Origin of the sequence: Citrobacter sp. MGH110, from assembly GCF_001037515.1 — a bacterium.
Lineage (GTDB): Bacteria > Pseudomonadota > Gammaproteobacteria > Enterobacterales > Enterobacteriaceae > Citrobacter > Citrobacter portucalensis.
In genome coordinates, this window is sequence record NZ_KQ089831.1 from 698,716 (window position 1) to 722,562 (window position 23,847).

General features: G+C 53.0%; 23 protein-coding genes and 2 tRNA genes. 6 read left to right on the top strand and 19 right to left on the bottom strand.

Going from position 1 to position 23,847, the window contains the following annotated elements; translation table 11 throughout:
• Window positions 1-3: 3 nt before the first annotated feature.
• A complete protein-coding gene (dolP, locus tag SK38_RS19340; RefSeq protein WP_008785904.1) occupies window positions 4-579 on the top strand; it encodes a division/outer membrane stress-associated lipid-binding lipoprotein in 576 nt (191 codons plus the stop codon).
• 83 nt (window positions 580-662) lie between these two features.
• Here dolP and SK38_RS19345 read toward each other — a convergent pair whose 3' ends face one another.
• Both SK38_RS19345 and SK38_RS19350 read right to left on the bottom strand, forming a co-directional pair.
• Complete coding sequence (locus tag SK38_RS19345) at window positions 663-1,298, bottom strand: NAD(P)H-binding protein (protein WP_048236835.1); 636 nt, start codon at window positions 1,296-1,298, stop codon at window positions 663-665.
• A gap of 36 nt (window positions 1,299-1,334) precedes the next feature.
• Complete coding sequence (locus tag SK38_RS19350) at window positions 1,335-1,763, bottom strand: YhbP family protein (RefSeq protein WP_003828634.1); 429 nt, start codon at window positions 1,761-1,763, stop codon at window positions 1,335-1,337.
• Between the two features lie 52 nt (window positions 1,764-1,815).
• Here SK38_RS19350 and SK38_RS19355 point away from each other — a divergent pair, with 52 nt between their 5' ends.
• Window positions 1,816-2,106, top strand: a complete 291-nt coding sequence (locus tag SK38_RS19355) for a GIY-YIG nuclease family protein (RefSeq protein ID WP_048236838.1) — start codon at window positions 1,816-1,818, stop codon at window positions 2,104-2,106.
• Here the strand turns inward: SK38_RS19355 and SK38_RS19360 are convergent.
• Both SK38_RS19360 and ubiT read right to left on the bottom strand, forming a co-directional pair.
• The gene (locus SK38_RS19360) at window positions 2,103-2,606 is read right to left on the bottom strand and encodes a GNAT family N-acetyltransferase (RefSeq protein WP_008785907.1); all 504 of its coding nucleotides are present in this window, start codon (window positions 2,604-2,606) and stop codon (window positions 2,103-2,105) included. The two genes, SK38_RS19355 and SK38_RS19360, sit on opposite strands and share 4 nt — an antisense overlap.
• Window positions 2,600-3,124 carry a ubiquinone anaerobic biosynthesis accessory factor UbiT gene (gene ubiT / locus SK38_RS19365; protein ID WP_003828637.1) on the bottom strand — a complete coding sequence of 175 codons (525 nt, stop codon included), beginning with the start codon at window positions 3,122-3,124 and terminating at the stop codon, window positions 2,600-2,602. The genes SK38_RS19360 and ubiT overlap by 7 nt, the downstream gene beginning before the upstream one ends.
• A gap of 220 nt (window positions 3,125-3,344) precedes the next feature.
• Here ubiT and ubiU point away from each other — a divergent pair, with 220 nt between their 5' ends.
• From ubiU to SK38_RS19380, 3 genes are all read left to right on the top strand, one after another.
• The gene (ubiU, locus tag SK38_RS19370; RefSeq protein ID WP_003024971.1) at window positions 3,345-4,340 is read left to right on the top strand and encodes a ubiquinone anaerobic biosynthesis protein UbiU; all 996 of its coding nucleotides are present in this window, start codon (window positions 3,345-3,347) and stop codon (window positions 4,338-4,340) included.
• Window positions 4,341-4,348: 8 nt separating this feature from the next.
• The gene (locus tag SK38_RS19375) at window positions 4,349-5,227 is read left to right on the top strand and encodes a U32 family peptidase (RefSeq protein WP_442854886.1); all 879 of its coding nucleotides are present in this window, start codon (window positions 4,349-4,351) and stop codon (window positions 5,225-5,227) included.
• A 178-nt stretch (window positions 5,228-5,405) separates the two neighbouring features.
• On the top strand, window positions 5,406-6,413 hold the full coding sequence (locus SK38_RS19380; RefSeq protein WP_048236841.1) for a luciferase-like monooxygenase: 1,008 nt from the start codon (window positions 5,406-5,408) through the stop codon (window positions 6,411-6,413).
• 88 nt (window positions 6,414-6,501) lie between these two features.
• On the opposite strand, the gene mtr is transcribed toward SK38_RS19380, so the two are convergent.
• From mtr to SK38_RS19435, 12 genes are all read right to left on the bottom strand, one after another.
• The gene (gene mtr / locus SK38_RS19385) at window positions 6,502-7,746 is read right to left on the bottom strand and encodes a tryptophan permease (RefSeq protein WP_048236842.1); all 1,245 of its coding nucleotides are present in this window, start codon (window positions 7,744-7,746) and stop codon (window positions 6,502-6,504) included.
• Between the two features lie 146 nt (window positions 7,747-7,892).
• Window positions 7,893-9,821 (bottom strand): DEAD/DEAH family ATP-dependent RNA helicase, encoded by a 1,929-nt coding sequence (locus SK38_RS19390; RefSeq protein WP_003828643.1) that lies wholly within the window; start codon window positions 9,819-9,821, stop codon window positions 7,893-7,895.
• On the bottom strand, window positions 9,814-9,894 hold the full coding sequence (gene yrbN / locus SK38_RS25050; protein WP_010723222.1) for a protein YrbN: 81 nt from the start codon (window positions 9,892-9,894) through the stop codon (window positions 9,814-9,816). Before yrbN ends, SK38_RS19390 begins: the two co-directional genes overlap by 8 nt.
• Window positions 9,895-10,000: 106 nt before the next feature.
• Entirely contained in the window at window positions 10,001-10,885 is an 885-nt protein-coding gene (nlpI, locus tag SK38_RS19395; RefSeq protein WP_003024982.1) for a lipoprotein NlpI, read from the bottom strand.
• A 109-nt stretch (window positions 10,886-10,994) separates the two neighbouring features.
• Window positions 10,995-13,127 carry a polyribonucleotide nucleotidyltransferase gene (gene pnp, locus SK38_RS19400; RefSeq protein WP_008785911.1) on the bottom strand — a complete coding sequence of 711 codons (2,133 nt, stop codon included), beginning with the start codon at window positions 13,125-13,127 and terminating at the stop codon, window positions 10,995-10,997.
• A gap of 246 nt (window positions 13,128-13,373) precedes the next feature.
• A complete protein-coding gene (gene rpsO / locus SK38_RS19405; protein ID WP_000059465.1) occupies window positions 13,374-13,643 on the bottom strand; it encodes a 30S ribosomal protein S15 in 270 nt (89 codons plus the stop codon).
• Window positions 13,644-13,916: 273 nt separating this feature from the next.
• Complete coding sequence (truB, locus tag SK38_RS19410; protein ID WP_048225707.1) at window positions 13,917-14,861, bottom strand: tRNA pseudouridine(55) synthase TruB; 945 nt, start codon at window positions 14,859-14,861, stop codon at window positions 13,917-13,919.
• Entirely contained in the window at window positions 14,861-15,265 is a 405-nt protein-coding gene (gene rbfA / locus SK38_RS19415; RefSeq protein WP_003024988.1) for a 30S ribosome-binding factor RbfA, read from the bottom strand. The genes truB and rbfA overlap by 1 nt, the downstream gene beginning before the upstream one ends.
• Before the next feature lie 149 nt (window positions 15,266-15,414).
• Window positions 15,415-18,105: a translation initiation factor IF-2 gene (gene infB, locus SK38_RS19420; RefSeq protein WP_040234125.1), complete on the bottom strand. Its 2,691-nt coding sequence runs from the start codon at window positions 18,103-18,105 to the stop codon at window positions 15,415-15,417.
• Between the two features lie 24 nt (window positions 18,106-18,129).
• Window positions 18,130-19,617 carry a transcription termination factor NusA gene (gene nusA / locus SK38_RS19425; protein ID WP_003024992.1) on the bottom strand — a complete coding sequence of 496 codons (1,488 nt, stop codon included), beginning with the start codon at window positions 19,615-19,617 and terminating at the stop codon, window positions 18,130-18,132.
• 28 nt (window positions 19,618-19,645) lie between these two features.
• Window positions 19,646-20,098 (bottom strand): ribosome maturation factor RimP, encoded by a 453-nt coding sequence (gene rimP / locus SK38_RS19430; protein ID WP_003024996.1) that lies wholly within the window; start codon window positions 20,096-20,098, stop codon window positions 19,646-19,648.
• A gap of 207 nt (window positions 20,099-20,305) precedes the next feature.
• Window positions 20,306-20,382: transfer RNA gene (locus SK38_RS19435), tRNA-Met, on the bottom strand.
• A 333-nt stretch (window positions 20,383-20,715) separates the two neighbouring features.
• Between SK38_RS19435 and argG the strand changes: the two genes are divergently transcribed.
• Window positions 20,716-22,059: an argininosuccinate synthase gene (gene argG, locus SK38_RS19440; RefSeq protein WP_048236843.1), complete on the top strand. Its 1,344-nt coding sequence runs from the start codon at window positions 20,716-20,718 to the stop codon at window positions 22,057-22,059.
• A gap of 197 nt (window positions 22,060-22,256) precedes the next feature.
• Here argG and SK38_RS19445 read toward each other — a convergent pair.
• The 3 genes from SK38_RS19445 to SK38_RS19455 all read right to left on the bottom strand — a co-directional run bounded on the left by SK38_RS19445 (window position 22,257) and on the right by SK38_RS19455 (window position 23,746).
• Window positions 22,257-22,343, bottom strand: a tRNA-Leu gene (locus SK38_RS19445).
• 9 nt (window positions 22,344-22,352) lie between these two features.
• Window positions 22,353-22,685 (bottom strand): preprotein translocase subunit SecG, encoded by a 333-nt coding sequence (gene secG / locus SK38_RS19450; protein WP_003025000.1) that lies wholly within the window; start codon window positions 22,683-22,685, stop codon window positions 22,353-22,355.
• A 167-nt stretch (window positions 22,686-22,852) separates the two neighbouring features.
• On the bottom strand, window positions 22,853-23,746 hold the full coding sequence (locus tag SK38_RS19455) for a LysR family transcriptional regulator (protein ID WP_008785916.1): 894 nt from the start codon (window positions 23,744-23,746) through the stop codon (window positions 22,853-22,855).
• Window positions 23,747-23,847: the final 101 nt, after the last annotated feature.

A 23,847-nucleotide genomic window follows, 5' to 3' on the forward strand; every position in this document is an offset into this window, starting at 1 on the left:
CACATGAAGGCATTTTCGCCGCTTGCTGTGATTATCGCTGCACTGCTGCTGCAAGGCTGTGTCGCTGCCGCCGTTGTTGGAACTGCAGCTGTCGGGACTAAAGCCGCGACGGATCCTCGTAGTGTCGGCACCCAGGTTGATGACAGTACCCTGGAATTACGCGTCAATACGGCGTTGTCGAAAGATGCCCAGATCAAGAAAGAAGCGCGAATCAACGTGAGCGCATATCAGGGTAAAGTGCTGCTGGTCGGCCAGTCGCCGAATAGCGAACTGTCTGCGCGAGCAAAACAGATTGCGATGGGCGTAGAAGGTACGACTGAGGTCTTTAATGAGATCCGTCAGGGCCAGCCAATCGGTCTGGGCGATGCGTCCAACGATACCTGGATAACCACCAAAGTACGTTCCCAGTTACTGACCAGCGATCAGGTGAAATCCTCTAACGTGAAAGTTACGACTGAGAACGGGGAAGTGTTCCTGTTAGGTCTGGTGACCGAGCGTGAAGCGAAGGCGGCGGCGGATATCGCCAGCCGGGTAAGCGGCGTGAAACGCGTCACGACAGCCTTTACGTTTATTAAGTAACACGCCTGTAGATGGCATCTTATCCGGCCTACAGAACGTAATCGTTTGTAGGCCGGATAAGCGTCAGCGCCATTCGGCATTTTTTATTTAGCCCTTTCGCGTAGCTCGGAAGAGGTGAGGATCGAAACCCCGTCATGCCCAGGTGCCAGCGCTTCTGCCAGCATTGCCCGCGCAACATCGCGCGCTTCAATCGACTTCCAGTTACCCGGCAGCAACCTGAACAACGGCGCTAAAAACATCTCATTCGTCCGCTGTTTGTCCCTATCACCCAGTAGCATTGAAGGCCGGACAATCGTCAGCCGTGGCCAATTCTGCGCGATCAGCGCCTGCTCCATTTCACCTTTCACCCGATTATAAAAAAACGGTGAATTCGCATTGGCGCCCATCGAACTCACCACCAGCATATGCTGGGCGCCTAACCTACGTCCCGTCAGGGCCGTATCTACCACCAGCGTGTAGTCAGCATGGATAAACGCCTCTTTGCTGCCCGCTTCACGCCGGGTAGTCCCCAAACAACAAAAGACAATATCGACCGGATCGGTGACCTGTGCCAAAGCATCGGTTAGCTGCGGATCATGGGGGTTATAGATACCAACCGTATCTGCCAGCGGTCGACGCGTTGGTGCCGTAATGGCATTGACCCGGGGTTCATTGAGCAGCATACGCAGCAAATGTCCGCCCACCAGCCCCGTGGCTCCCGTTATTAACACCTGACTCATCGCTTATCTTCCCCAAGTCTTCAATCACTGTTCTAACTATAGATCACGCAACCAATGCATCTTTTTACCAAAGCCCAGCGTGTTGTCCGTGAATTTGACTTCATCCAGTCGAATCTCCCATACGGGCGCTGGCAGCATTCTGGCGACGGGGAAACGGCGGTTGTAGGCTTTACGCGCGTCTTCGCTCTCCTGCCCTTCAAGACGCCGGATTTCCCCTTTGAACTGTACGCCACGAATCAGGGCGACGGTTTTAGGCTGACCGTTTACTGTACCGGCAATCGGCGCGCGTGGTCCGGACATCTGTGCATGCCGCGTTTTCTCTTCGGTCAGCACATAGAACACCATCTTCTGCGCATCAAACAGGTAAAACGCATTGGCGCACCATAATTCACCTTCATGGTGTACGCACCAGGTCACGACGTGCTGTTTTGCCAGCCAGCGAGACACCGCAGTCAGTGTTTCCATTTCTATTCTCTTTTATACTGTAGGCCTGAAAATTATCACGTCGATGGTAACAATGACACCCTGGTATCTGTACCTGATCCGTACCGCAGACAACGCCTTATACACCGGAATAACCACCGATGTGCAGCGCCGCTATAAGCAGCATCAAAATGGGAAAGGCGCGAAGGCGCTACGCGGAAAGGGGGAACTCACGTTGGCATTTGCGGCGCAGGTCGGCGACCGTTCGCTGGCCCTGCGCATAGAGTATCGCGTTAAACAGCTCACCAAGCGGCAGAAAGAGCGCCTTGTCGAAGGCGAAGGGTTTGAGGCGCTATTAAGCAGCCTGCAAACCCCGGAAGCTTAAAAGCGATTGAAGTGGTCGTGGTATTCCACAAGTCCCGTCACGCCATCCAGCGCATCGTCCGCCAGGCGATGAACCTGGAACGCGCTTTCGGTGCCCGGCCAGCGGCAACGCAGGTCATGATGGGCCGCCAGCTCAAAGCCAAAGCGGCTGTACAGGGCCGGATCCCCCAGCGTAACCACCGCTGCGTAGCCAAACTCGTTCAACGAATCGAGTCCTTCATAGACCAGCTGACGCGCCAGGCCCTGCCCCCGGTAGTTTTCATCCACCGCGAGCGGCGCCATGCCGACCCATTGCAGATCTTCACCCTGAACATCGACTGGGCTGAACGCGACGTAACCTACTACCTGACCTTCATCATCGGTAGCAACCAGACCCAGCGTTAAGAAACCATCTTCACGCAGGTCGTGCACTAATTTCGCTTCCGCATCGCTCTCAAATGAACGGCGCAGCAACGCATCAATACCAGGGGCATCAATGGGAATTTCAACTCGAATCAGCATGGCTCACCTACCGAGGTCTGTTTGGTTTCTGGCGACGTTTTCATCCCCGCCTCAACAAAATCCGCCAACTGCATCAGCATGACGCGCAACGCTTTAGGCATCTGCTCCAGTTCGATGGCATCCATCAGATTTTTTACGTATAGCCCTAATTCTGTATCACCTTCAATCACCAGACGACGCTGGAAGAAAAGCGTATCCGGATCCTGCTTGCGGGCCACGATCATCAGCAGATCGCTGGCATCGGCGCTAAAACTCACATCCGCATCTGCATTCTGGCTGACGATAAGTTTATCGTTCTCAACAGAGGTATACCATTTGAGGTCAATGTCACGCACATGAATGCTCAGCCAGCGACCTTCGAGAAACTCCAGCTCCCCATCGGCCAGCGCCTGACTAAACTGCCAGCTCAGGACCTGCTCCAGAACCTGGCGCTTCAGCGCAAAGGGCGTCAGTTTAACTGGTACACTCATCAGAGAAGGACCAAATTGTACTAAGCGTGAACGCAGTTTATCCAACACGAGCTTTACTCCCTGTTTCAATAGTCCTGCTATTTTGCCATATCAAATAAACGACATAGCGGCATAAATCAACAATTCGATGCGAAATTGTTACCTCTTTATTGGTGTCACCAATACGACTTTAACTGCCTCAAATCAAAAATTGTCTCAGCAAGGTTAACTAAAATCCCCATTCGTTAACATTTCTGCGCCCATCACGGCGCAACGTTCAGGATAAATTATGGAGCTGCTCTGCCCTGCCGGAAACCTACCGGCGCTTAAGGCGGCCATCGAGAACGGCGCTGATGCTGTCTACATCGGGCTGAAAGATGATACCAACGCCCGTCATTTCGCCGGCCTTAATTTTACCGAGAAAAAATTGCAGGAAGCGGTGAGTTTTGTCCATCAGCACCGCCGTAAGCTGCACATTGCGATTAACACCTTTGCGCACCCGGATGGTTACGCGCGCTGGCAACGTGCCGTTGATATGGCAGCGCAACTGGGTGCAGACGCGCTGATCCTTGCCGACCTCGCCATGCTTGAGTATGCCGCAGAGCGCTACCCGCATATTGAGCGCCATGTCTCTGTTCAGGCATCTGCAACCAATGAAGAGGCAATTAATTTCTATCATCGCAACTTTGACGTCGCCCGCGTGGTGCTGCCGCGCGTGCTATCTATTCATCAGGTGAAACAGCTCGCTCGCGTCACGCCAGTTCCCCTGGAAGTGTTCGCCTTCGGTAGCCTGTGCATTATGGCGGAAGGCCGTTGCTATCTTTCGTCCTATCTGACGGGTGAGTCTCCTAATACGGTTGGTGCCTGCTCGCCTGCCCGTTTTGTCCGCTGGCAACAGACCCAACAAGGGCTGGAATCCCGTCTTAATGAAGTGCTGATCGACCGCTATCAGGACGGGGAAAACGCCGGTTATCCGACGCTATGCAAAGGCCGCTATCTGGTTGACGGCGAGCGTTACCATGCGCTGGAAGAACCCACCAGCCTGAACACGCTGGAGCTGCTGCCGGAACTACTGGCAGCCAATATTGCCTCGGTGAAAATCGAAGGTCGTCAGCGTAGTCCGGCCTATGTCAGCCAGGTGGCGAAAGTGTGGCGTCAGGCGATCGACCGCTGTATGGCCGACCCGCAAAACTACGTCCCGCAGGCCGCGTGGATGGAAACGCTCGGTTCAATGTCCGAAGGCACACAGACCACGCTTGGCGCGTATCACCGTAAATGGCAGTGAGAGAAGCAATGAAATATTCCTTAGGGCCGGTGCTGTGGTACTGGCCGAAAGAAACGCTGGAAGATTTTTATCAGCAGGCTGCCGTAAGCCAGGCCGACGTTATCTATCTTGGTGAAGCGGTATGCAGTAAACGCCGCGCCACCAAAGTGGGCGACTGGCTCGATATGGCGAAATCGCTCGCTGGCAGCGGTAAACAGGTTGTGCTGTCAACACTGGCGCTGGTACAGGCTTCTTCTGAACTGGGAGAGCTGAAGCGCTATGTCGAAAACGGTGACTTCCTGCTGGAAGCCAGCGATCTCGGCGTAGTAAACATGTGCGCCGAGCGTAAGCTGCCGTTTGTCGCCGGGCATGCGCTCAACTGCTACAACGCGGTTACCCTGCGTATTCTGCTCAAACAAGGCATGGTGCGCTGGTGTATGCCGGTAGAGCTTTCCCGCGACTGGCTGGCAAACCTGCTCAACCAGTGTGATGAGCTGGGTATTCGCAATCAGTTTGAAGTTGAGGTGCTGAGCTACGGGCATCTGCCGCTGGCGTACTCTGCCCGCTGCTTTACCGCGCGCTCTGAAGACCGTCCAAAAGATGAGTGTGAAACCTGTTGCATCAAATATCCGAACGGGCGCGATGTGCTGTCGCAGGAGAATCAGCAGGTCTTTGTCCTCAACGGGATCCAGACCATGAGCGGTTATGTTTACAACCTCGGCAACGAACTGACATCGATGCAGGGGCTGGTTGATATTGTGCGTCTGTCCCCTTCAGGCACTGAAACATTCGCCATGCTCGACGCCTTCCGCGCCAATGAAAATGGCAGTGCCCCATTACCCCTTGCCGCCTACAGTGACTGTAACGGCTACTGGAAGCGACTGGCTGGACTGGAGCTGCAGGCCTAGCCGGATGCAGCATAAATGCCTTATCGGGCCTACAAATAGCGATCCCGTAGGCCCGATAAGCGCAGCGCCATCGGACATGTTATATTCGGTGCCCGCCGTATAAAGCTCACTTTGTTAACAACATTCGCTAATCTTTAATGCAGTATTAAAAGATTAACCGGTAACAAAGTGAGCCGTTATGACTGACAAAACTATTCCGTTCTCGGTGCTGGATCTGGCGCCGATCCCTGAAGGATCTTCGGCAAAAGAGGCCTTCACACACTCGCTTGATCTCGCTCAACTGGCCGAAAAACGCGGTTACCACCGCTATTGGCTGGCGGAACATCACAACATGACCGGCATCGCCAGCGCAGCAACCTCAGTGCTGATTGGTTATCTGGCCGCCAATACCACCACGCTGCATCTCGGGTCTGGCGGCGTGATGTTGCCTAACCATTCGCCGCTGGTGATCGCCGAGCAGTTCGGTACCCTGAATACGCTGTATCCGGGACGAATCGATCTCGGGCTTGGTCGCGCACCGGGCAGCGATCAACCAACAATGCGCGCACTGCGCCGCCATATGAGCGGTGATATCGATAACTTCCCACGCGATGTAGCTGAACTGGTGGACTGGTTCGACGCCCGCGATCCTAATCCCCATGTACGCCCGGTTCCCGGCTACGGCGAGCAGATCCCGCTCTGGTTATTAGGCTCTAGCCTGTACAGCGCACAACTGGCGGCCCAGCTTGGTCTGCCGTTTGCCTTCGCCTCGCACTTTGCCCCGGATATGCTGCATCAGGCGCTGCATTTGTATCGCACCCAATTCAAACCCTCGGCGCGGCTGGCAAAACCGTATGCGATGGTGTGCATCAACATTATTGCCGCCGACAGCAATCGCGACGCCGAGTTTCTTTTCACCTCCATGCAACAGGCCTTTGTGAAGCTGCGTCGTGGCGAAACCGGCCAGCTACCGCCGCCGGTAGAGAATATGCATCAGCTGTGGTCCGCTTCTGAGCAGTACGGCGTACAACAGGCGCTGAGCATGTCGCTGGTCGGTGATAAGGCAAAAGTGCGGCATGGTCTCGACGCCATTTTGCGTGAAACCCAGGCTGATGAGATTATGGTTAACGGCCAGATTTTTGATCATCAGGCACGTCTACATTCGTTTGATTTGGCGATGGATGTGAAGCAGGAATTATTGGGGTAGTACTATTTGTGCCGGATGGCGGCTGCGCCTTATCCGGCCTACTCAATCTCTGTAGGCCCGGTAAGCGTAGCGCCACCGGGCAATTGTTTTACTGGTATACAGGCAACAGATTCACGCTCGACAGAATATGGATAACCGCGTTGCCGATACCGAATACCAGGATCAGCGCAATCATCGGCTTGCCGCCCCAGACACGGAATTTCGGGCTACCGAAACGCTCGCGGGATTTACGTGCCAGCAGCGCCGGAACAATGGCGGCCCAGATGGTTGCCGCGAGTCCTGCATAGCCAATGGCGTACAGGAAACCGTTCGGCCATAGCAAGCCACCGATAATTGGCGGGACAAATGTCAGCAATGCCGTTTTGAAACGTCCCATTGCCGAGTCATCAAAGCCAAACAGATCCGCCAGATAGTCAAACAGACCGAGCGTAACGCCGAGGAATGAACTCGCCACCGCAAAGTTGGAGAACACCACCAGCAGCAGATCCAGACTGCGGCTGTTTAGTACACCGCTCAGCGCCTGTACCAGCACATCAATGTTACCGCCCTGCTGCGCAATACCGATAAACTCCGGACGCGGAATGTTACCCATCGTCCCCAGCAACCACACGGTATACAGCACCAGCGCCAGCAGCGTGCCGTACACCAGACACTTAACGATGGTCTTCGGATCTTTGCCGTAATACTTCATCAGGCTCGGGACGTTGCCGTGATAGCCGAATGAGGCCAGACAGAACGGCAGCGTCATTAGCAGGTACGGCGTATACGAAGCATTGCTTTCCGCCATGTTAAACAACGTTGTGGGCTGAACGTGTCCCAATAAGCTGCCGAAGGTCAGGAAAAAGGTAATCACCTTCGCGCCCAGCACAATTGCCGTCATGCGGCTCACCGCTTTGGTACTTAACCACACCACAAACGCCACCAGCAGCGCAAAGCCAAGACCTGCCGCACGCGCCGGAACGTTCAACGACATCTCGGAGAAGGTGTGATGCAGGATCGAACCGCTCGCCGAGATATACGCGTAGGTCAGAATATAGAGAACGAAAGCAATCGAGATGCCGTTCACCACGTTCCAGCCTTTGCCCAGCAGATCTTTCGTGATGGTGTCGAAACTGGAGCCAATGCGGTAATTGAGGTTAGCTTCAAGGATCATCAGCCCGGAGTGCAGCATGCAGAACCAGGTGAAGATCAGCGCTGCCATTGACCAGAAGAACCACGCCCCGGACATGACCACTGGCAGAGAAAACATCCCCGCGCCAATTATGGTGCCGCCGATGATCACCACGCCGCCGAGCAGCGAAGGTGACGTTTGGGTGGTGGTTAGTGTTGCCATTTAGCCATCTCTCCAGTCATTTATATTGTGACTACATCTCAATGTGCTGCACTGTACCAGTACACGAGTACAATTGAAATAAAAAAAGCCCCGATTGTTGAGATCGGGGCCGTATATTTTACTTTACAGCTATAAAGCTAAAAGGCTTATGCATCACCGCCGAAACGACGACGACCAGCAGAGTCATCACGACGCGGAGCAGAAGAATCGTCACGACGCGGACCACGGTTGCCTTCACGACGTTCGCCGCTGAAACGACGACCATCACCACGACCGCCTTCACGACGTTCACCGCTAAAGTTACGACCTTCACCGCGACCGCCTTCACGACGCTCACCGCTGAAACGACCACCGCCACGACGCTCACCACCGGTGTGCGGAACCGCATCGCCAACCAGCTGCATGTTCATCGGCTTGTTCAGGATGCGAGTACGGGTAAAGTGCTGCAGCACGTCGCCCGGCATACCTTTCGGCAGTTCGATGGTGGAGTGGGAAGCAAACAGCTTGATGTTACCGATGTAACGGCTGCTGATATCACCTTCGTTAGCAATCGCACCAACGATATGACGAACTTCAACACCGTCATCACGGCCCACTTCAATGCGGTACAGCTGCATGTCACCAACATCACGACGTTCACGACGCGGACGGTCTTCACCACCACGGTCATTACGGTCACGAGGGCCACGATCGTTGCGGTCGCGCGGACCACGGTCATCACGGTCGCGGAATTCGCGTTTCGGACGCATCGGCGCATCTGGCGGCAGGATCAGAGGACGTTCGCCCTGAGCCATTTTCAGCAGTGCAGCTGCCAGCGTTTCGATATCCAGCTCTTCTTCCGGCTGCATTTTCGCCAGCAGAGCACGGTACTGATCCAGATCGCTGCTTTCCAGCTGCTGCTGAACTTTAGCAGCGAATTTTTCCAGACGGCGTTTGCCCAGCAGATCTGCGTTCGGCAGTTCTACTTCAGGAATAGTCAGCTTCATGGTGCGTTCGATGTTACGCAGCAGACGACGCTCGCGGTTCTCAACGAACAGCAGCGCACGACCCGCACGACCCGCACGACCGGTACGGCCGATACGGTGAACGTAAGACTCGGAATCCATCGGGATGTCGTAGTTAACAACCAGGCTGATACGCTCAACGTCCAGGCCGCGGGCCGCAACGTCGGTTGCAATCAGAATATCCAGACGGCCATCTTTCAGACGCTCCAGAGTCTGCTCACGCAGGGACTGGTTCATGTCGCCGTTCAGTGCAGCGCTGCTATAACCGCTACGCTCCAGCGCTTCTGCTACTTCCAGGGTCGCATTTTTGGTACGTACGAAGATAATCGCCGCATCAAAATCTTCCGCTTCCAGGAAACGCACCAGCGCTTCATTTTTACGCATGCCCCACACAGTCCAGTAGCTCTGGCTGATGTCAGGACGGGTAGTTACGCTGGACTGAATACGTACTTCCTGCGGCTCTTTCATAAAGCGGCGGGTAATACGACGAATCGCTTCCGGCATGGTTGCAGAGAACAGAGCGGTCTGATGACCTTCCGGGATCTGTGCCATGATGGTTTCAACGTCTTCGATGAAGCCCATACGCAGCATTTCGTCAGCTTCGTCCAGTACCAGACCGCTCAGTTTGGAGAGGTCCAGAGTACCGCGCTTCAGGTGATCCAGCAGACGACCCGGCGTACCGACGACGATCTGTGGCCCCTGACGCAGGGCACGTAATTGCACGTCATAACGCTGGCCGCCGTACAGGGCAACCACGTTCACGCCGCGCATATGTTTAGAGAAATCCGTCATGGCTTCTGCTACCTGAACCGCCAGTTCGCGGGTCGGTGCCAGCACCAGAATCTGAGGTGCCTTCAGCTCAGGATCAAGATTGTTGAGCAGCGGTAAAGAGAACGCTGCGGTTTTGCCGCTACCTGTCTGGGCCATACCCAGAACATCGCGGCCGCCCAGCAGATGCGGAATGCACTCTGCCTGGATTGGAGATGGTTTTTCGTAACCCAGATCGTTAAGGGCTTCAAGGATAGGAGCCTTCAGGCCCAGATCTGCAAAAGTGGTTTCGAATTCAGCCATGTAGTACGTGTGCCTCAAAATTAATGGCGGCCAGTCTACATAACTCATCATGAAATTGATCTGCAATTTTCATTGAAAAGTGTGAACCGGCTCAAAGTAGGTGTATTAACGAACAACAACGCCCTCACCCGTGAAGGTGATGGCAATCAAAAAAGATTACGGGCTGATGTGTACGTCAGCTATTGCTGGTCCGATTCTGCCAGGTCATCTTGGTCCTGGCCCAGGAGCGATAATTCCAACAATGCGTATCGGTGCTCAACAAAGTTATGAACGTTGTTAGCCACCGCCAGTTTGAACAATGCCGTAGCGTTGTCCAAATCCCCCAGACTTAGGTAGTACTTACCTAAATAGAAGTTGGTTTCACTGAGATGCTCAGCGAGCGAGGTGTTATCCGTTGCGTCCGCCTTCAGGCGTTCCATCAGCGTTGCTTCGCTAATGTTGCCCAGGTAGAACTCGACAATGTTCCATCCCCATTGCTCTTTATCCGATTTCTCAAAGCGTTGCTTCAACGCTTCTTTAGCCTGCTTCTCATCGAGCTTCTGCTCGGCAAGATAAAGCCACAGACTACGGAAAGGATCATTGGGATCGTCTTGATAAAACGCTAGCAGATCATCTTGCGCTAACTTGTCGCGACCGCCGTAATACAATGCGATACCGCGATTTAAGTGCGCGTAGTTGTAAGTTGGATCAAGCTCAAGTACAGAATCAAACGCTTCATAGGCAGCATCAAAATTGCCTGCCTGCGTTAAATATATACCTAAGTAATTGAATACTTCAGGCATATCTGGTCGGATTGCCAGCGCTTGTGAAAAATCATTTCGCGCCAATGCCCTCAGACCGAGACTATCATACAACACTCCGCGCTCATATAAAAGCTGTGCGCGTTCGTCATCGGTTAAAGCCCGACTGGCAAGAATTTGTTCCATACGTGCCAGAATCACTTCCTGCTGCAAAGTCGGTTGCAATGGTACTGCGAGGACTTCACTCTTTCGCCAGGCGGAATTACTGCATCCAGCCAGCGTGAGTGCTGTCGCAACGAAACACCAGCGCAAAAAAGGCTTCATTTCCCACTCCCGAAGACAACGATTGAATGAACGTCCAGGTTCCCCGGTTGCTAACAAGGCATCCTGCCGGGTTAAAGGCCCTCCGCTTTCACGGAGGGCAATGGCAACCTTACTCGCCCTGGCTTGCCGGAGCTTCCGGTTCGCCTGCAGGCTGAGACTGCTCAGTTGCTTCTTTAATGCTCAGACGTACACGGCCCTGGCGATCAACTTCCAGAACTTTGACCGGTACTTCCTGGCCCATCTGCAGGTAGTCGGTCACTTTCTCAACGCGCTTGTCAGCGATCTGAGAGATGTGTACCAGACCTTCTTTACCGCCACCAATGGCAACGAATGCGCCAAAGTCAACGATACGGGTCACTTTACCATTGTAGATACGGCCTACTTCGATCTCTGCGGTGATCTCTTCGATACGACGGATAGCATATTTCGCTTTCTCACCGTCGGTCGCAGCAATCTTCACGGTACCATCATCTTCGATTTCAATGGTGGTGCCGGTTTCTTCGGTCAGAGCACGGATAACAGAACCGCCTTTACCGATAACGTCTTTGATCTTGTCCGGGCTGATCTTGATAGTGTGGATACGCGGAGCGAACTGAGAAATATCGCCACGCGGAGCGTTGATCGCTTGTTCCATCACACCCAGGATGTGCAGACGCGCACCTTTAGCCTGGTTCAGCGCAACCTGCATGATTTCTTTGGTGATACCTTCAATTTTGATATCCATCTGCAGTGCAGAGATACCGTCGCGGGAACCCGCCACTTTGAAGTCCATATCGCCCAGGTGGTCTTCGTCGCCCAGGATGTCAGACAGAACAACAAAGTTGTCGCCTTCTTTCACCAGACCCATCGCGATACCCGCAACGGCTGCTTTGATCGGCACGCCTGCGTCCATCAGCGCCAGGGAAGCACCACATACGGAAGCCATGGAAGAAGAACCGTTAGATTCGGTGATTTCAGAAACCACACGCACGGTGTACGGGAATTTATCCAGTTCCGGCATTACTGCCAGTACGCCACGCTTCGCCAGACGGCCGTGACCAATCTCACGACGCTTCGGAGAACCGACCATACCGGTTTCACCTACGCAGTACGGAGGGAAGTTGTAGTGGAACAGGAAGTTGTCAGTACGCTCGCCCATCAGTTCGTCGAGGTTCTGCGCATCACGCGTGGTGCCCAGGGTCGCAGTAACCAGCGCCTGAGTTTCGCCACGGGTGAACAGTGCGGAACCGTGGGTACGCGGCAGAACGCCAGTACGCACGTCCAGGCCACGGATCATGTCTTTTTCACGGCCATCGATGCGCGGCTCGCCTGCCAGTACGCGGCTGCGAACAACGTTTTTCTCGATTGCGTGCAGGATTTCACCCAGTTCGTTAGCGTCCAGGGTTTCGTCTTCAGCCACCAGAGTCGCGATGGTTTCAGATTTGATCACGTCAACCTGAGCATAACGCTCTTGTTTGTCAGTGATACGGTAAGCATCGCTCAGGCGAGCTTCTGCCAGTGCGGCAACGCGTGCGTTCAGCGCTTCGTTGACGGCTTCTGGCTGCCAGTCCCAACGCGGTTTGCCAGCTTCTTTCGCCAGCTCGTTGATCGCCTGAATCACAACCTGCTGCTGTTCGTGACCGAACACAACAGCGCCCAGCATCTGATCTTCGCTCAGCAGTTCAGCTTCGGATTCAACCATCAGTACGGCTGCTTCAGTACCTGCAACAACCAGGTCCAGCTTGCTTTCTTTCAGTTCGTCCTGAGTCGGGTTCAGTACGTACTGGTCATTGATGTAACCAACACGTGCAGCACCGATCGGGCCGTTGAATGGGATACCAGACAGAGTCAGCGCAGCAGATGCACCAATCATTGCCACGATGTCCGGGTTAACCTGCGGGTTAACGGAAACAACCGTCGCGATAACTTGAACTTCGTTAACGAAGCCTTCCGGGAACAGCGGGCGAACCGGGCGGTCAATCAGACGCGCGATCAGGGTTTCGCCTTCGCTCGGACGGCCTTCACGACGGAAGAAGCTACCCGGGATACGGCCAGCAGCGTAGGTACGCTCCTGATAGTTAACGGTCAGCGGGAAAAAGTCCTGGCCTGGTTTCGCTTTTTTCTGGCCAACAACGGTAACGAATACCGCGGTGTCATCCATGCTAACCATAACAGCGGCAGTCGCCTGACGCGCCATCATGCCGGTTTCCAGCGTAACGGTATGCTGACCGTACTGGAATTTACGAACGATCGGATTAAGCAAAATAATATCCTTTCTCTATTTTTTGACGGCACATTTTTGCGCCATCGTTAATACCCGATCTTCTGCGCATCCTCGCGACTAATGACAACCCTAACCCATAAGCATGAGTAAAGCCTCTCATTAGCCGCGCGAACCTCTGCAACGGAAGATCATTCATAGCAACAATACATTAGTTTCCAGCGAATTGCTGCCATCTGCTGGAAAAAAGGGGCCATGAAGGCCCCCTCTTTCTGAAACTCGAAAGAATTAGCGACGCAGGCCCAGACGCTCGATCAGCGCGGTGTAACGTGCAACATCTTTACGTTTCAGGTAGTCGAGCAGTTTACGACGCTGAGAAACCATGCGCAGCAGACCACGACGGCTGTGGTGATCTTTTTTGTGCTCTGCAAAGTGGCCCTGCAGGTGGTTAATCTGTGCAGTCAACAGAGCAACCTGAACATCGGTAGAACCGGTGTCATTTGCATCACGACCAAACTCAGAAACGATTTTAGCGGTAGCTTCAGTACTTAGAGACATTTTAAAACTCCAAAGTGTTAAGAATGAAAGGATGCCGATCTCTAATTCAGCTATCCCAGTGTATACACTTTATCCTTCAAACTGACTCTGCGTTGGCTGCGTCCGCTCACCTCAGTCACTTACCTAAGTAAGCTCCTGAGGATCCTCAGACTTGCCGCTTTGATGCAGCTCGAATGATTTTGTGTATACGCCACGCGGATTGTTAAACAATTCACGCGACGTTAAGCGGCAGTATTCTACTCGCAGCGCCCTTTTATCGCAAGACAGAGAGCGCTATGCAGGATACTCAACCACCAGGCGGCGGGGGGCGACACGACCTTCATCGTCCATCTCCCCCATGCCAATAAACTTGTCGTCATCGCCTTCCGTCACGCGTACCAGCCCTTCCAGCGGGGCGCCTGTCGTCCGTACCGGATTACCATTTTTAAAGTAAACCGACGATGTTAAAGGCAAATTAACAACAGGATAGTCCGATGCCGGACTGTCCATTGGCATCAGCAAAGGATCAAGCAGTTGAGCCGCCGGAATGTTCTGCTGTTCTGCCTGTTCGACCAGCTCACGCAGGTGTTCCAGCGTGACCATACGATCCACCGGATACTTGCTGACCGTCAAACGACGCAGATACGTTACGTGCGCGCCGCAGCCCAGCTTCTCACCGAGATCGTCAACGATGGTACGAATATAGGTGCCTTTGGAGCAGTGAACTTCCAGCTCCAGTTCGTTACCCTCGTGACGGATAAACAGCAGCTCATAGACGGTAATCGGGCGCGCTTCACGCGGCACTTCAATGCCCTGACGCGCATATTCGTACAGCTTCTTACCCTGATACTTCAGCGCCGAATACATCGACGGAATCTGCTCGATATCGCCGCGGAAAGTCTCCAGCGCGCTCGCCAGTTGTTCTGCGGTGAAGGTTACCGGACGCTCCTGCACGATCTGCCCATCGGCATCGGAAGTGTCAGTACGCTGGCCCAGACGGGCAACCACGCGATAGCGTTTGTCAGAATCCAGCAAATACTGTGAAAACTTTGTCGCTTCACCAAGGCAGATAGGCAGCATGCCTGTCGCCAGCGGATCCAACGCGCCGGTATGTCCCGCGCGGTTGGCATTGTAGATGCGCTTTACTTTTTGCAGCACGTCATTGCTGGACATGCCCTGCGGCTTATCCAGCAGCAGGACACCATGAATATCGCGACCACGACGACGAGGACGACTCATCAGTCCTCCTTGCTGTCGTCCGCTGGGTTCACACGACGCTCATCGTCATGTTTCACCACGCTGGTCACCAGGTTGGACATGCGCATCCCTTCAACCAACGAGTTGTCGTAGAAGAAGGTCAGCTCAGGCACGATACGCAGACGCATTGCTTTACCCAGCAGAGAGCGGATAAAACCAGAGGCTTCCTGCAGTGCCTTAATGCCGTTTTTCACGGCAGCTTCGTCCTGATCGTTGAGGAAAGTCACGAATACTTTGGCATATGCCAGATCACGGGACATCTCAACACCCGATACGGTGGTCATCATGCCAACACGCGGGTCTTTGATTTCGCGTTGCAGGATGAGTGCGATTTCTTTCTGCATCTCCTGCGCGACACGCTGCGGGCGACCAAATTCTTTCGCCATAATAAATTCTCCAGACAAAAAAGGGGCATTCAGCCCCTTTTGAAAATAATTCGGTGATTAGGCTGTAGGCCTGATAAACGTAGCGCCATCAGGCATTACATTGCCGGATGTCGGCGTAAACGCCTTATCCGGCCTACACCCGAACAACCTTAAGCAATTGTACGTTTGATCTCGATGATCTCGAACACTTCGATCATATCGCCAACGCGAACGTCGTTGTAGTTCTTAACGCCGATACCACATTCCATACCGTTACGGACTTCGTTGACGTCATCTTTGAAGCGGCGCAGGGATTCCAGCTCGCCTTCATAGATAACCACGTTGTCGCGCAGTACGCGGATTGGGTTGTGACGTTTAATCGTGCCTTCGGTAACCATACAGCCTGCGATAGCGCCGAATTTCGGTGATTTGAACACATCACGAACTTCAGCCAGACCAATGATCTGCTGTTTCAGTTCCGGAGACAGCATGCCGCTCATCGCTGCTTTCACTTCGTCGATCAGATGATAGATGACGGAGTAGTAACGCAGATCCAGGCTTTCTGATTCGATAACTTTACGTGCAGAGGCATCAGCACGTACGTTGAAGCCAACCAGAATCGCGTTGGATGCCGCAGCCAGGGTCGCGTCGGTTTCGGTGATACCACCTACGCCAGAACCGATGATCTTCACTTTTACTTCGTCGGTAGACAGTTTCAGTAAAGAGTCGGAAATCGCTTCTACAGAACCCTGTACGTCAGCCTTCAGCACGATGTTCACTTCGTGAACTTCGCCTTCGGTCATGTTGGCGAACATGTTCTCAAGTTTAGATTTCTGCTGACGAGCCAGTTTAACTTCACGGAATTTGCCCTGACGGTACAGTGCAACTTCACGCGCTTTCTTCTCGTCACGAACAACAGTAACTTCGTCACCCGCAGCCGGAACACCGGACAGACCGAGGATTTCCACCGGAATGGACGGACCTGCTTCCAGTACTTCCTGACCCAGTTCGTTACGCATCGCACGAACGCGGCCGTATTCGAAACCACACAGAACGATATCGCCCTTGTGCAGGGTACCTTCGCGAACCAGGACGGTAGCAACCGGGCCACGACCTTTATCCAGGAAGGATTCGATAACCGCACCGCTCGCCATACCTTTACGCACAGCTTTCAGTTCCAGTACTTCGGCTTGCAGCAGGATAGCATCCAGCAGTTCGTCGATACCGGTACCCGCTTTCGCAGAAACGTGAACGAACTGGCTCTCGCCGCCCCACTCTTCCGGCATGATGCCGTACTGGGACAGTTCGTTTTTAACGCGATCTGGATCCGCTTCCGGTTTATCGATTTTGTTGACTGCAACAACTACCGGCACACCTGCCGCTTTCGCGTGCTGGATAGCTTCGATAGTCTGCGGCATCACGCCGTCGTCTGCTGCAACAACCAGAACAACGATATCCGTTGCCTGAGCACCACGAGCACGCATGGAGGTAAACGCGGCGTGACCCGGGGTGTCCAGGAAGGTGATCATACCGTTGTCAGTTTCAACGTGGTACGCACCGATGTGCTGAGTAATGCCGCCCGCTTCGCCAGAGGCCACTTTCGTTGAACGAATGTAGTCCAGCAGAGACGTTTTACCGTGGTCAACGTGACCCATGATGGTCACTACCGGTGCGCGCGGTTCAGCCGCAGCGCCGGTGTCACGGTCGCTCATTACTGCTTCTTCCAGCTCGTTTTCACGACGCAGGATAACTTTGTGGCCCATCTCTTCGGCAACCAGCTGTGCGGTTTCCTGGTCGATGACCTGGTTGATGGTCGCCATTGCGCCCAGTTTCATCATTGCTTTGATGACCTGAGAGCCTTTGACCGCCATCTTGTTCGCCAGATCGCCAACGGTGATGGTTTCGCCGATCACAACGTCACGGTTAACGGCCTGAGCTGGCTTCTGGAAGCCCTGCTGCAGAGCGGAACCTTTACGCTGCTTACCGCCTTTACCGCCGCGAACCGCTGCACGTGCTTCTTCACGGTCAGCTTTAGATTCAGCGTGTTTGTTACCTTTCTTCGCCGGACGCGCTGCTTTAGTGCTGCGAGTACGACCACGACCGCCTTCAACTTCACGATCGTTCTCGTCTTCAGCCTGGCGAGCATGCTGAGAGGTGGTGACGTGATAATCACTGGTGTCTTCGACAGGTTCAGCGTTATTCACACCATTTTTCTCGTTTTCTTCCGCCATACGGCGAGCTTCTTCCGCTACGCGGCGCGCTTCTTCTTCAAGCTTGCGACGTGCTTCTTCTTCCGCTTTACGCTTCAGTTCTGCGGCTTCATTTTCACGGCGGGCTTTTTCGGCCTGGGCGGTTTTAGTCATATCGTCGGTCTGTTGATTGCTCACTTTGTCTTTTTCCGCAGCTTCACGTTTCGCTTTATCAGCGGCTTCACGCTTAGCTTGTTCTGCGGCCTCACGTTCGGCTTTTTGTTGCGCCTCGCGTTTGGCAGCTTCTTCTGCCTCACGACGGGCTTGCTCTTCCGCTTCACGCTGCGCCTGCTCTTCCGCGGCAAGGCGTTCAGCCTCTTGCGGATCGCGTTTCACAAAGGTGCGTGTCTTGCGGACTTCGATTTGTACCGATTTGCTTTTTCCACCGGTACCTGGAATATTGAGAGTACTGCGCGTTTTACGCTGCAATGTCAACTTATCCGGCGCTGAGCCGTTTTCACGGTTCAAATGCGCCAGTAAGGTTTGTTTCTCTTGTGCGGACACAGAGTCGTCAGCAGACTTCGGGATACCGGCATCAGCAAATTGCTGTACCAGGCGATCTACGGAAGTCTGTATCTCTGCAGCCAGCGTTTTTACGGTTACATCTGTCATACTGTTCCTTCCTGCTACAGTTTATTACGCTTCGTCGCCGAACCAGCAAATATTACGGGCAGCCATAATCAGCTCACCGGCTTTTTCGTCGGTCAACCCTTCGATATCAGCCAGATCATCAATGCCCTGTTCAGCGAGATCTTCCAGCGTACAAACACCACGGGCCGCCAGTTTGAAGGCCATCTCACGATCCAATCCTTCCAGATTCAGCAGATCGTCAGCCGGTTTGTTATCACCGAGGCTTTCTTCCTGGGCCAGTGCCAGAGTGGTCAGTGCGTTTTTAGCACGCTCGCGCAGCGCTTCAACGGTCTGTTCATCCAGACCGTCAATTTCCAGCAGTTCTTTCATTGGCACGTAGGCCAGTTCTTCCAGCGTCGCAAAACCTTCTTCCACCAGAACGGTCGCGAAATCTTCATCGATATCGAGATATTTGGTGAAGGTATCGATGGCTGCATGTGCTTCAGCCTGATGCTTCGCTTGCAGGTCATCAACGGTCATCACGTTGAGTTCCCAACCGCTCAGTTGTGAAGCCAGGCGGACGTTCTGACCATTACGTCCAATCGCCTGAGCCAGGTTACCGGCTTCAACCGCGATATCCATGGTGTGTTTGTCTTCATCCACCACGATAGAAGCGACGTCTGCTGGTGCCATTGCGTTAATCACGAACTGCGCCGGGTTATCATCCCACAGGACGATATCGATACGCTCGCCGCCCAGTTCGGTAGAAACCGCCTGAACGCGCGCACCGCGCATACCAACACAGGCGCCGACCGGATCAATACGCTTGTCGTTGGTCTTAACGGCGATTTTCGCGCGCGATCCCGGATCGCGAGCAGCCGCTTTAATTTCGATAACTTCTTCGCCGATTTCCGGCACTTCAATGCGGAACAGCTCAATCAGCATTTCCGGCTTGGAACGGGTTACGAACAGCTGTGCACCGCGCGCTTCCGGGCGAACTGAGTACAGAACACCACGAATACGGTCACCAGGGCGGAAGTTTTCACGCGGCAGCATGTCTTCACGCAGGATCACAGCTTCAGCATTGCTGCCCAGATCCAGAGAAATGTTGTCGCGGTTTACTTTCTTCACCACACCGGTGACGATTTCGCCTTCGTGTTCGCGGAACTGATCAACAACCATTGCGCGTTCAGCTTCACGTACTTTCTGTACGATAACCTGCTTCGCGGTCTGGGTGGTGATACGGTCAAAGGTGACAGATTCAATCTGATCTTCAACATATTCGCCCACGTTCAGACTTTCGTCTTCGAAGCGTGCCGCTTCCAGCGTAATTTCTTTGGTCGGCTGAGTAACTTCTTCTACGATTACCCAACGACGGAAGGTATCGAAATCACCGCTTTTACGATCGATTTCTACGCGAACGTCGATCTCTTGCTCATATTTTTTCTTTGTTGCTGTAGCCAGCGCACTTTCCAGCGCTTCAAAAATTTTCTCGCGTGGCAGCGCTTTTTCGTTGGATACGGCTTCAACAACAGCCAAAATTTCTTTGTTCATCGCGGGCTTTTCACCTCAATCCAGACTGTTAAAAGTGGGGAACCAGGTTCGCCTTCTGGATATTACTCAGCGCGAACACTTCATCTTTGCCTTCGACTGTGACCGTGATCATCTCACCGTCCACCGCTTTGATAACGCCCTGCCATTTACGACGGTTTTGTACCGCCATACGAAGAACCAGCGTGACTTCTTCACCCAGGAAACGCACGTAGTGTTCAGCTGTGAACAGAGGACGGTCGAGACCCGGAGAGGAGACTTCCAGGTTATAGGCAACGGTGATTGGGTCTTCGACATCCATCACGGCGCTTACCTGATGGCTCACATCAGCACAATCATCAACATTGATGCCATCTTCACTATCAATATAGATGCGCAGTGTGGATGTGCGACCACGAATAAATTCGATGCCGACCAGTTCGTAGCCCAGGGCTTCAACTGGCGCTGTAATCATCTCTGTTAATTTTTGCTCTAATGTGGACAAGCCCACCCCCAAGACATAAAAAAAGGGCCTAAAGCCCAGTTATTCTGTAGTCAGATAACAAAAAACCCCGATAAATCGGGGCTTTAGATAACTGAACCCTATAACCGCACCTGCGGTTCGGAGAACCTTCCGAAAGAATTTTTTTCAAATCCAGCTACGAAGGCCTAAGTCTTCACAGTATATTTGAAAAAGAACTCTAAGGGAAAGTGGTTGCGGGGGCCGGATTTGAACCGACGACCTTCGGGTTATGAGCCCGACGAGCTACCAGGCTGCTCCACCCCGCGCCTGAAACGTGGCAAATTTTACTCGTTTTGGGTAAAAAATGCAAATACTGCTGGGATTTGGTACCGAGACGGGACGTAAAATCTGCGCACAGTATATTGATTCACTATGCGTTATGTCAACCTTGTTACGACTATGCAAATCAATGAATGCTGCCCAGCGCTAGCCCAGCAAGATAAATATGCCGCCCACGCCGTTATTTAACGAAATTATCACTAAACTCTTCCTGTCATCCAGAAAAGATGATTAAATGAAAACTCATTTATTTTGCATAAAAATGCAATTAGTATAATAAGCCGACCTCTTCACCAGTCTATCAAGCAGGGTTTTATTTTATGACGACGATTCTCAAGCATCTCCCGGTAGGTCAACGTATTGGTATCGCTTTTTCCGGCGGCCTGGACACCAGTGCAGCACTGCTGTGGATGCGACAAAAAGGGGCTGTCCCATATGCATATACTGCGAATTTGGGCCAGCCGGATGAGGATGACTATGACGCCATTCCTCGCCGTGCAATGGAATATGGTGCTGAGAATGCTCGCCTGGTAGATTGCCGTAAGCAGCTGGTTGCCGAAGGGATCGCTGCCATTCAGTGCGGTGCCTTCCACAACACCACTGGCGGACTGACCTATTTCAATACCACCCCGTTGGGCCGCGCCGTGACCGGCACCATGCTGGTTGCCGCCATGAAAGAAGATGGTGTAAACATCTGGGGCGACGGTAGCACCTATAAAGGTAACGATATTGAACGTTTCTATCGTTACGGTCTGCTGACCAACGCCGAACTGCAGATTTACAAACCATGGCTGGATACCGATTTTATCGATGAATTCGGTGGTCGCCATGAGATGTCCGAATTTATGATTGCCTGTGGTTTCGACTACAAAATGTCCGTTGAGAAAGCGTACTCAACAGACTCCAATATGCTCGGTGCGACTCACGAAGCAAAAGATCTGGAATTCCTGAATTCCAGCGTCAAAATCGTCAACCCGATTATGGGCGTGAAGTTCTGGGATGAGAGCGTGAAGATCCCGGCAGAAGAAGTGACCGTGCGTTTTGAACAGGGTCATCCGGTTGCTCTTAACGGTAAAACCTTCAGCGACGACGTTGAGATGATGCTGGAAGCCAACCGTATCGGCGGCCGTCACGGTCTGGGTATGAGCGATCAGATTGAAAACCGTATCATTGAAGCGAAGAGCCGTGGCATCTACGAAGCCCCAGGGATGGCATTGCTGCATATCGCCTACGAGCGTCTGCTGACCGGTATTCACAACGAGGATACCATCGAGCAGTATCACGCGCACGGTCGCCAGCTGGGTCGTCTGCTGTATCAGGGCCGCTGGTTCGACTCTCAGGCGCTGATGCTGCGTGACGGTCTGCAGCGTTGGGTTGCCAGCCAGATTACCGGCGAAGTCACGCTGGAACTGCGTCGTGGTAATGACTACTCAATCCTCAACACCGTGTCTGACAATCTGACGTACAAACCAGAACGTCTGACGATGGAAAAAGGCGACTCCGTATTCTCTCCGGATGACCGTATCGGTCAGTTGACCATGCGTAATCTGGATATCACCGATACCCGCGAGAAGCTGTTCGGCTATGCGCAGTCTGGCCTACTGACAGCCTCTTCCGCAACCGGCCTGCCGCAGGTTGAGAATCTGGAAAATAAGGCGAAGTAAAGATTCACTATCTTAAGGCCGCGAAAGCGGCCTTTTTTATGCGCGAAATATTAGGTGTCTGTAGGCCTGATAAGCGTAGCGCCATCAGGCGTTGTAATAATGTCGGATGGCGGCGTTAACGCCTTATCCGACCTACAGGATAGCCATAAATAACAGACGAAAAAAAAGACGCTTTGCAGCGTCTTTTTTTTGGAATTTGGTACCGAGGATGGGACTCGAACCCACAAGCCCGTTAGGGCACTACCACCTCAAGGTAGCGTGTCTACCAATTCCACCACCTCGGTACAGAATACTTAGCGTGGGATATCGCTGGTCGGCTGAGCCGGAGCAGCTGGCTGAGTTTGCTCGGTTTTCGCCGGTGCGCTCAGATTTTCCCACTCACTTCCTTTATTGGTCTTATTGCTGTTCATGTTACCCAGCACCAGACTGATGATGAAGAACAAGGTTCCCAATACAGCTGTCATACGGGTCATGAAGTTACCAGAACCACTTGAACCAAACAGAGTACCAGAAGCGCCTGCGCCAAAAGAGGCTCCCATATCAGCGCCTTTGCCTTGCTGCAGCATGATCAAGCCTACCAGGCCAATTGCCACAATAAGGAAAACTACTAAAAGAGCTTCGTGCATAATCAACCTGTTCCTTGCGGAGTTGCCGCGTACAATGCTTCGACCATTAAAGCGGGAATATTTACTGTTTCCCACTGAAGCGGGTGTGAATACTAACCAAAGCGAATAACCTTCGCAAGGGCAATTTGTTAGCATTGTATCAACTGCGGAAAAAATCGCCATATCAATCAAAAACGCAGCAACTTCTCCCAGCATCTCTGCATAACGGCACGTTGATCTTCAAGATTCGCCCATACCACAACGGGGATTTCACAAATCAGGTCTGTATTTTCTGGCCAGCAGTGAATAATTTGCTGATTCACCAACTCTTCCGCCACCATCGATTCAGGTAACCAGGCCATTCCCATATGGCGCAGTACCATTTCTCGTATCGTTTCGCTTAAACCACTCTCAAATACTTTTTTTAGCCGTGGGCGGACGCGTTGTTCTGCCGACTCAATAATACGTCTGACAAAGGTGTAGTCGCTATAGCATAGCCACGGAATCGGAGCATGCGGATCATTAAGCGCATCAGCCAACTGGGCGGAAATAACCGGTATAAATCGCTCATATCGCCATAGTGAACGTTTTAACCCTCCGGCGATCTCCAGCCCCGGCTGGGCAGACGGTAAATCGTAGGTTACCAGTAAATCAATTTGCCGGTTCATCAGGGCATTGAAGTGGTTGTCTATCCCCTGGATACTGGCGTTTACCGTAAAGTTTAACTGCGGCTCACTCTGTCGCAGGTAGTTGATCATATCCGGCAGGATATTCACCGACAGCGTATGCAGGCTGACCATCACCAGCGTGTTATCCGTTGCTGGCGTCATCGCCGACAGCTCATGGCGTGCCTCTGTTAACGTGCTGAGAACGTGCCGGGCATAAGGTTCAAAGCGTTCACCATAGCGCGTCAGCGTGACAGGGGTCGTTGTCCGGTCAAACAAAGGCACGCCCAGCACCTCTTCCAGCGCCTTTATACGCCGACTCAACGCAGGTTGAGTAATATGCCGCTGCGCCGCGGCCTGAGAGTAGTTTCCATGCTGGCTCAAGGCCAGAAAATCTTCCAGCCACTTACAATCCACGTTGTGCTCTCCGCCATGCCATAACCGCATCCTCCAATAACAAATCGGTAATAGTCATAGTTATAGTAATGGCTTTATGGTGGGCATCATAACAACAATAT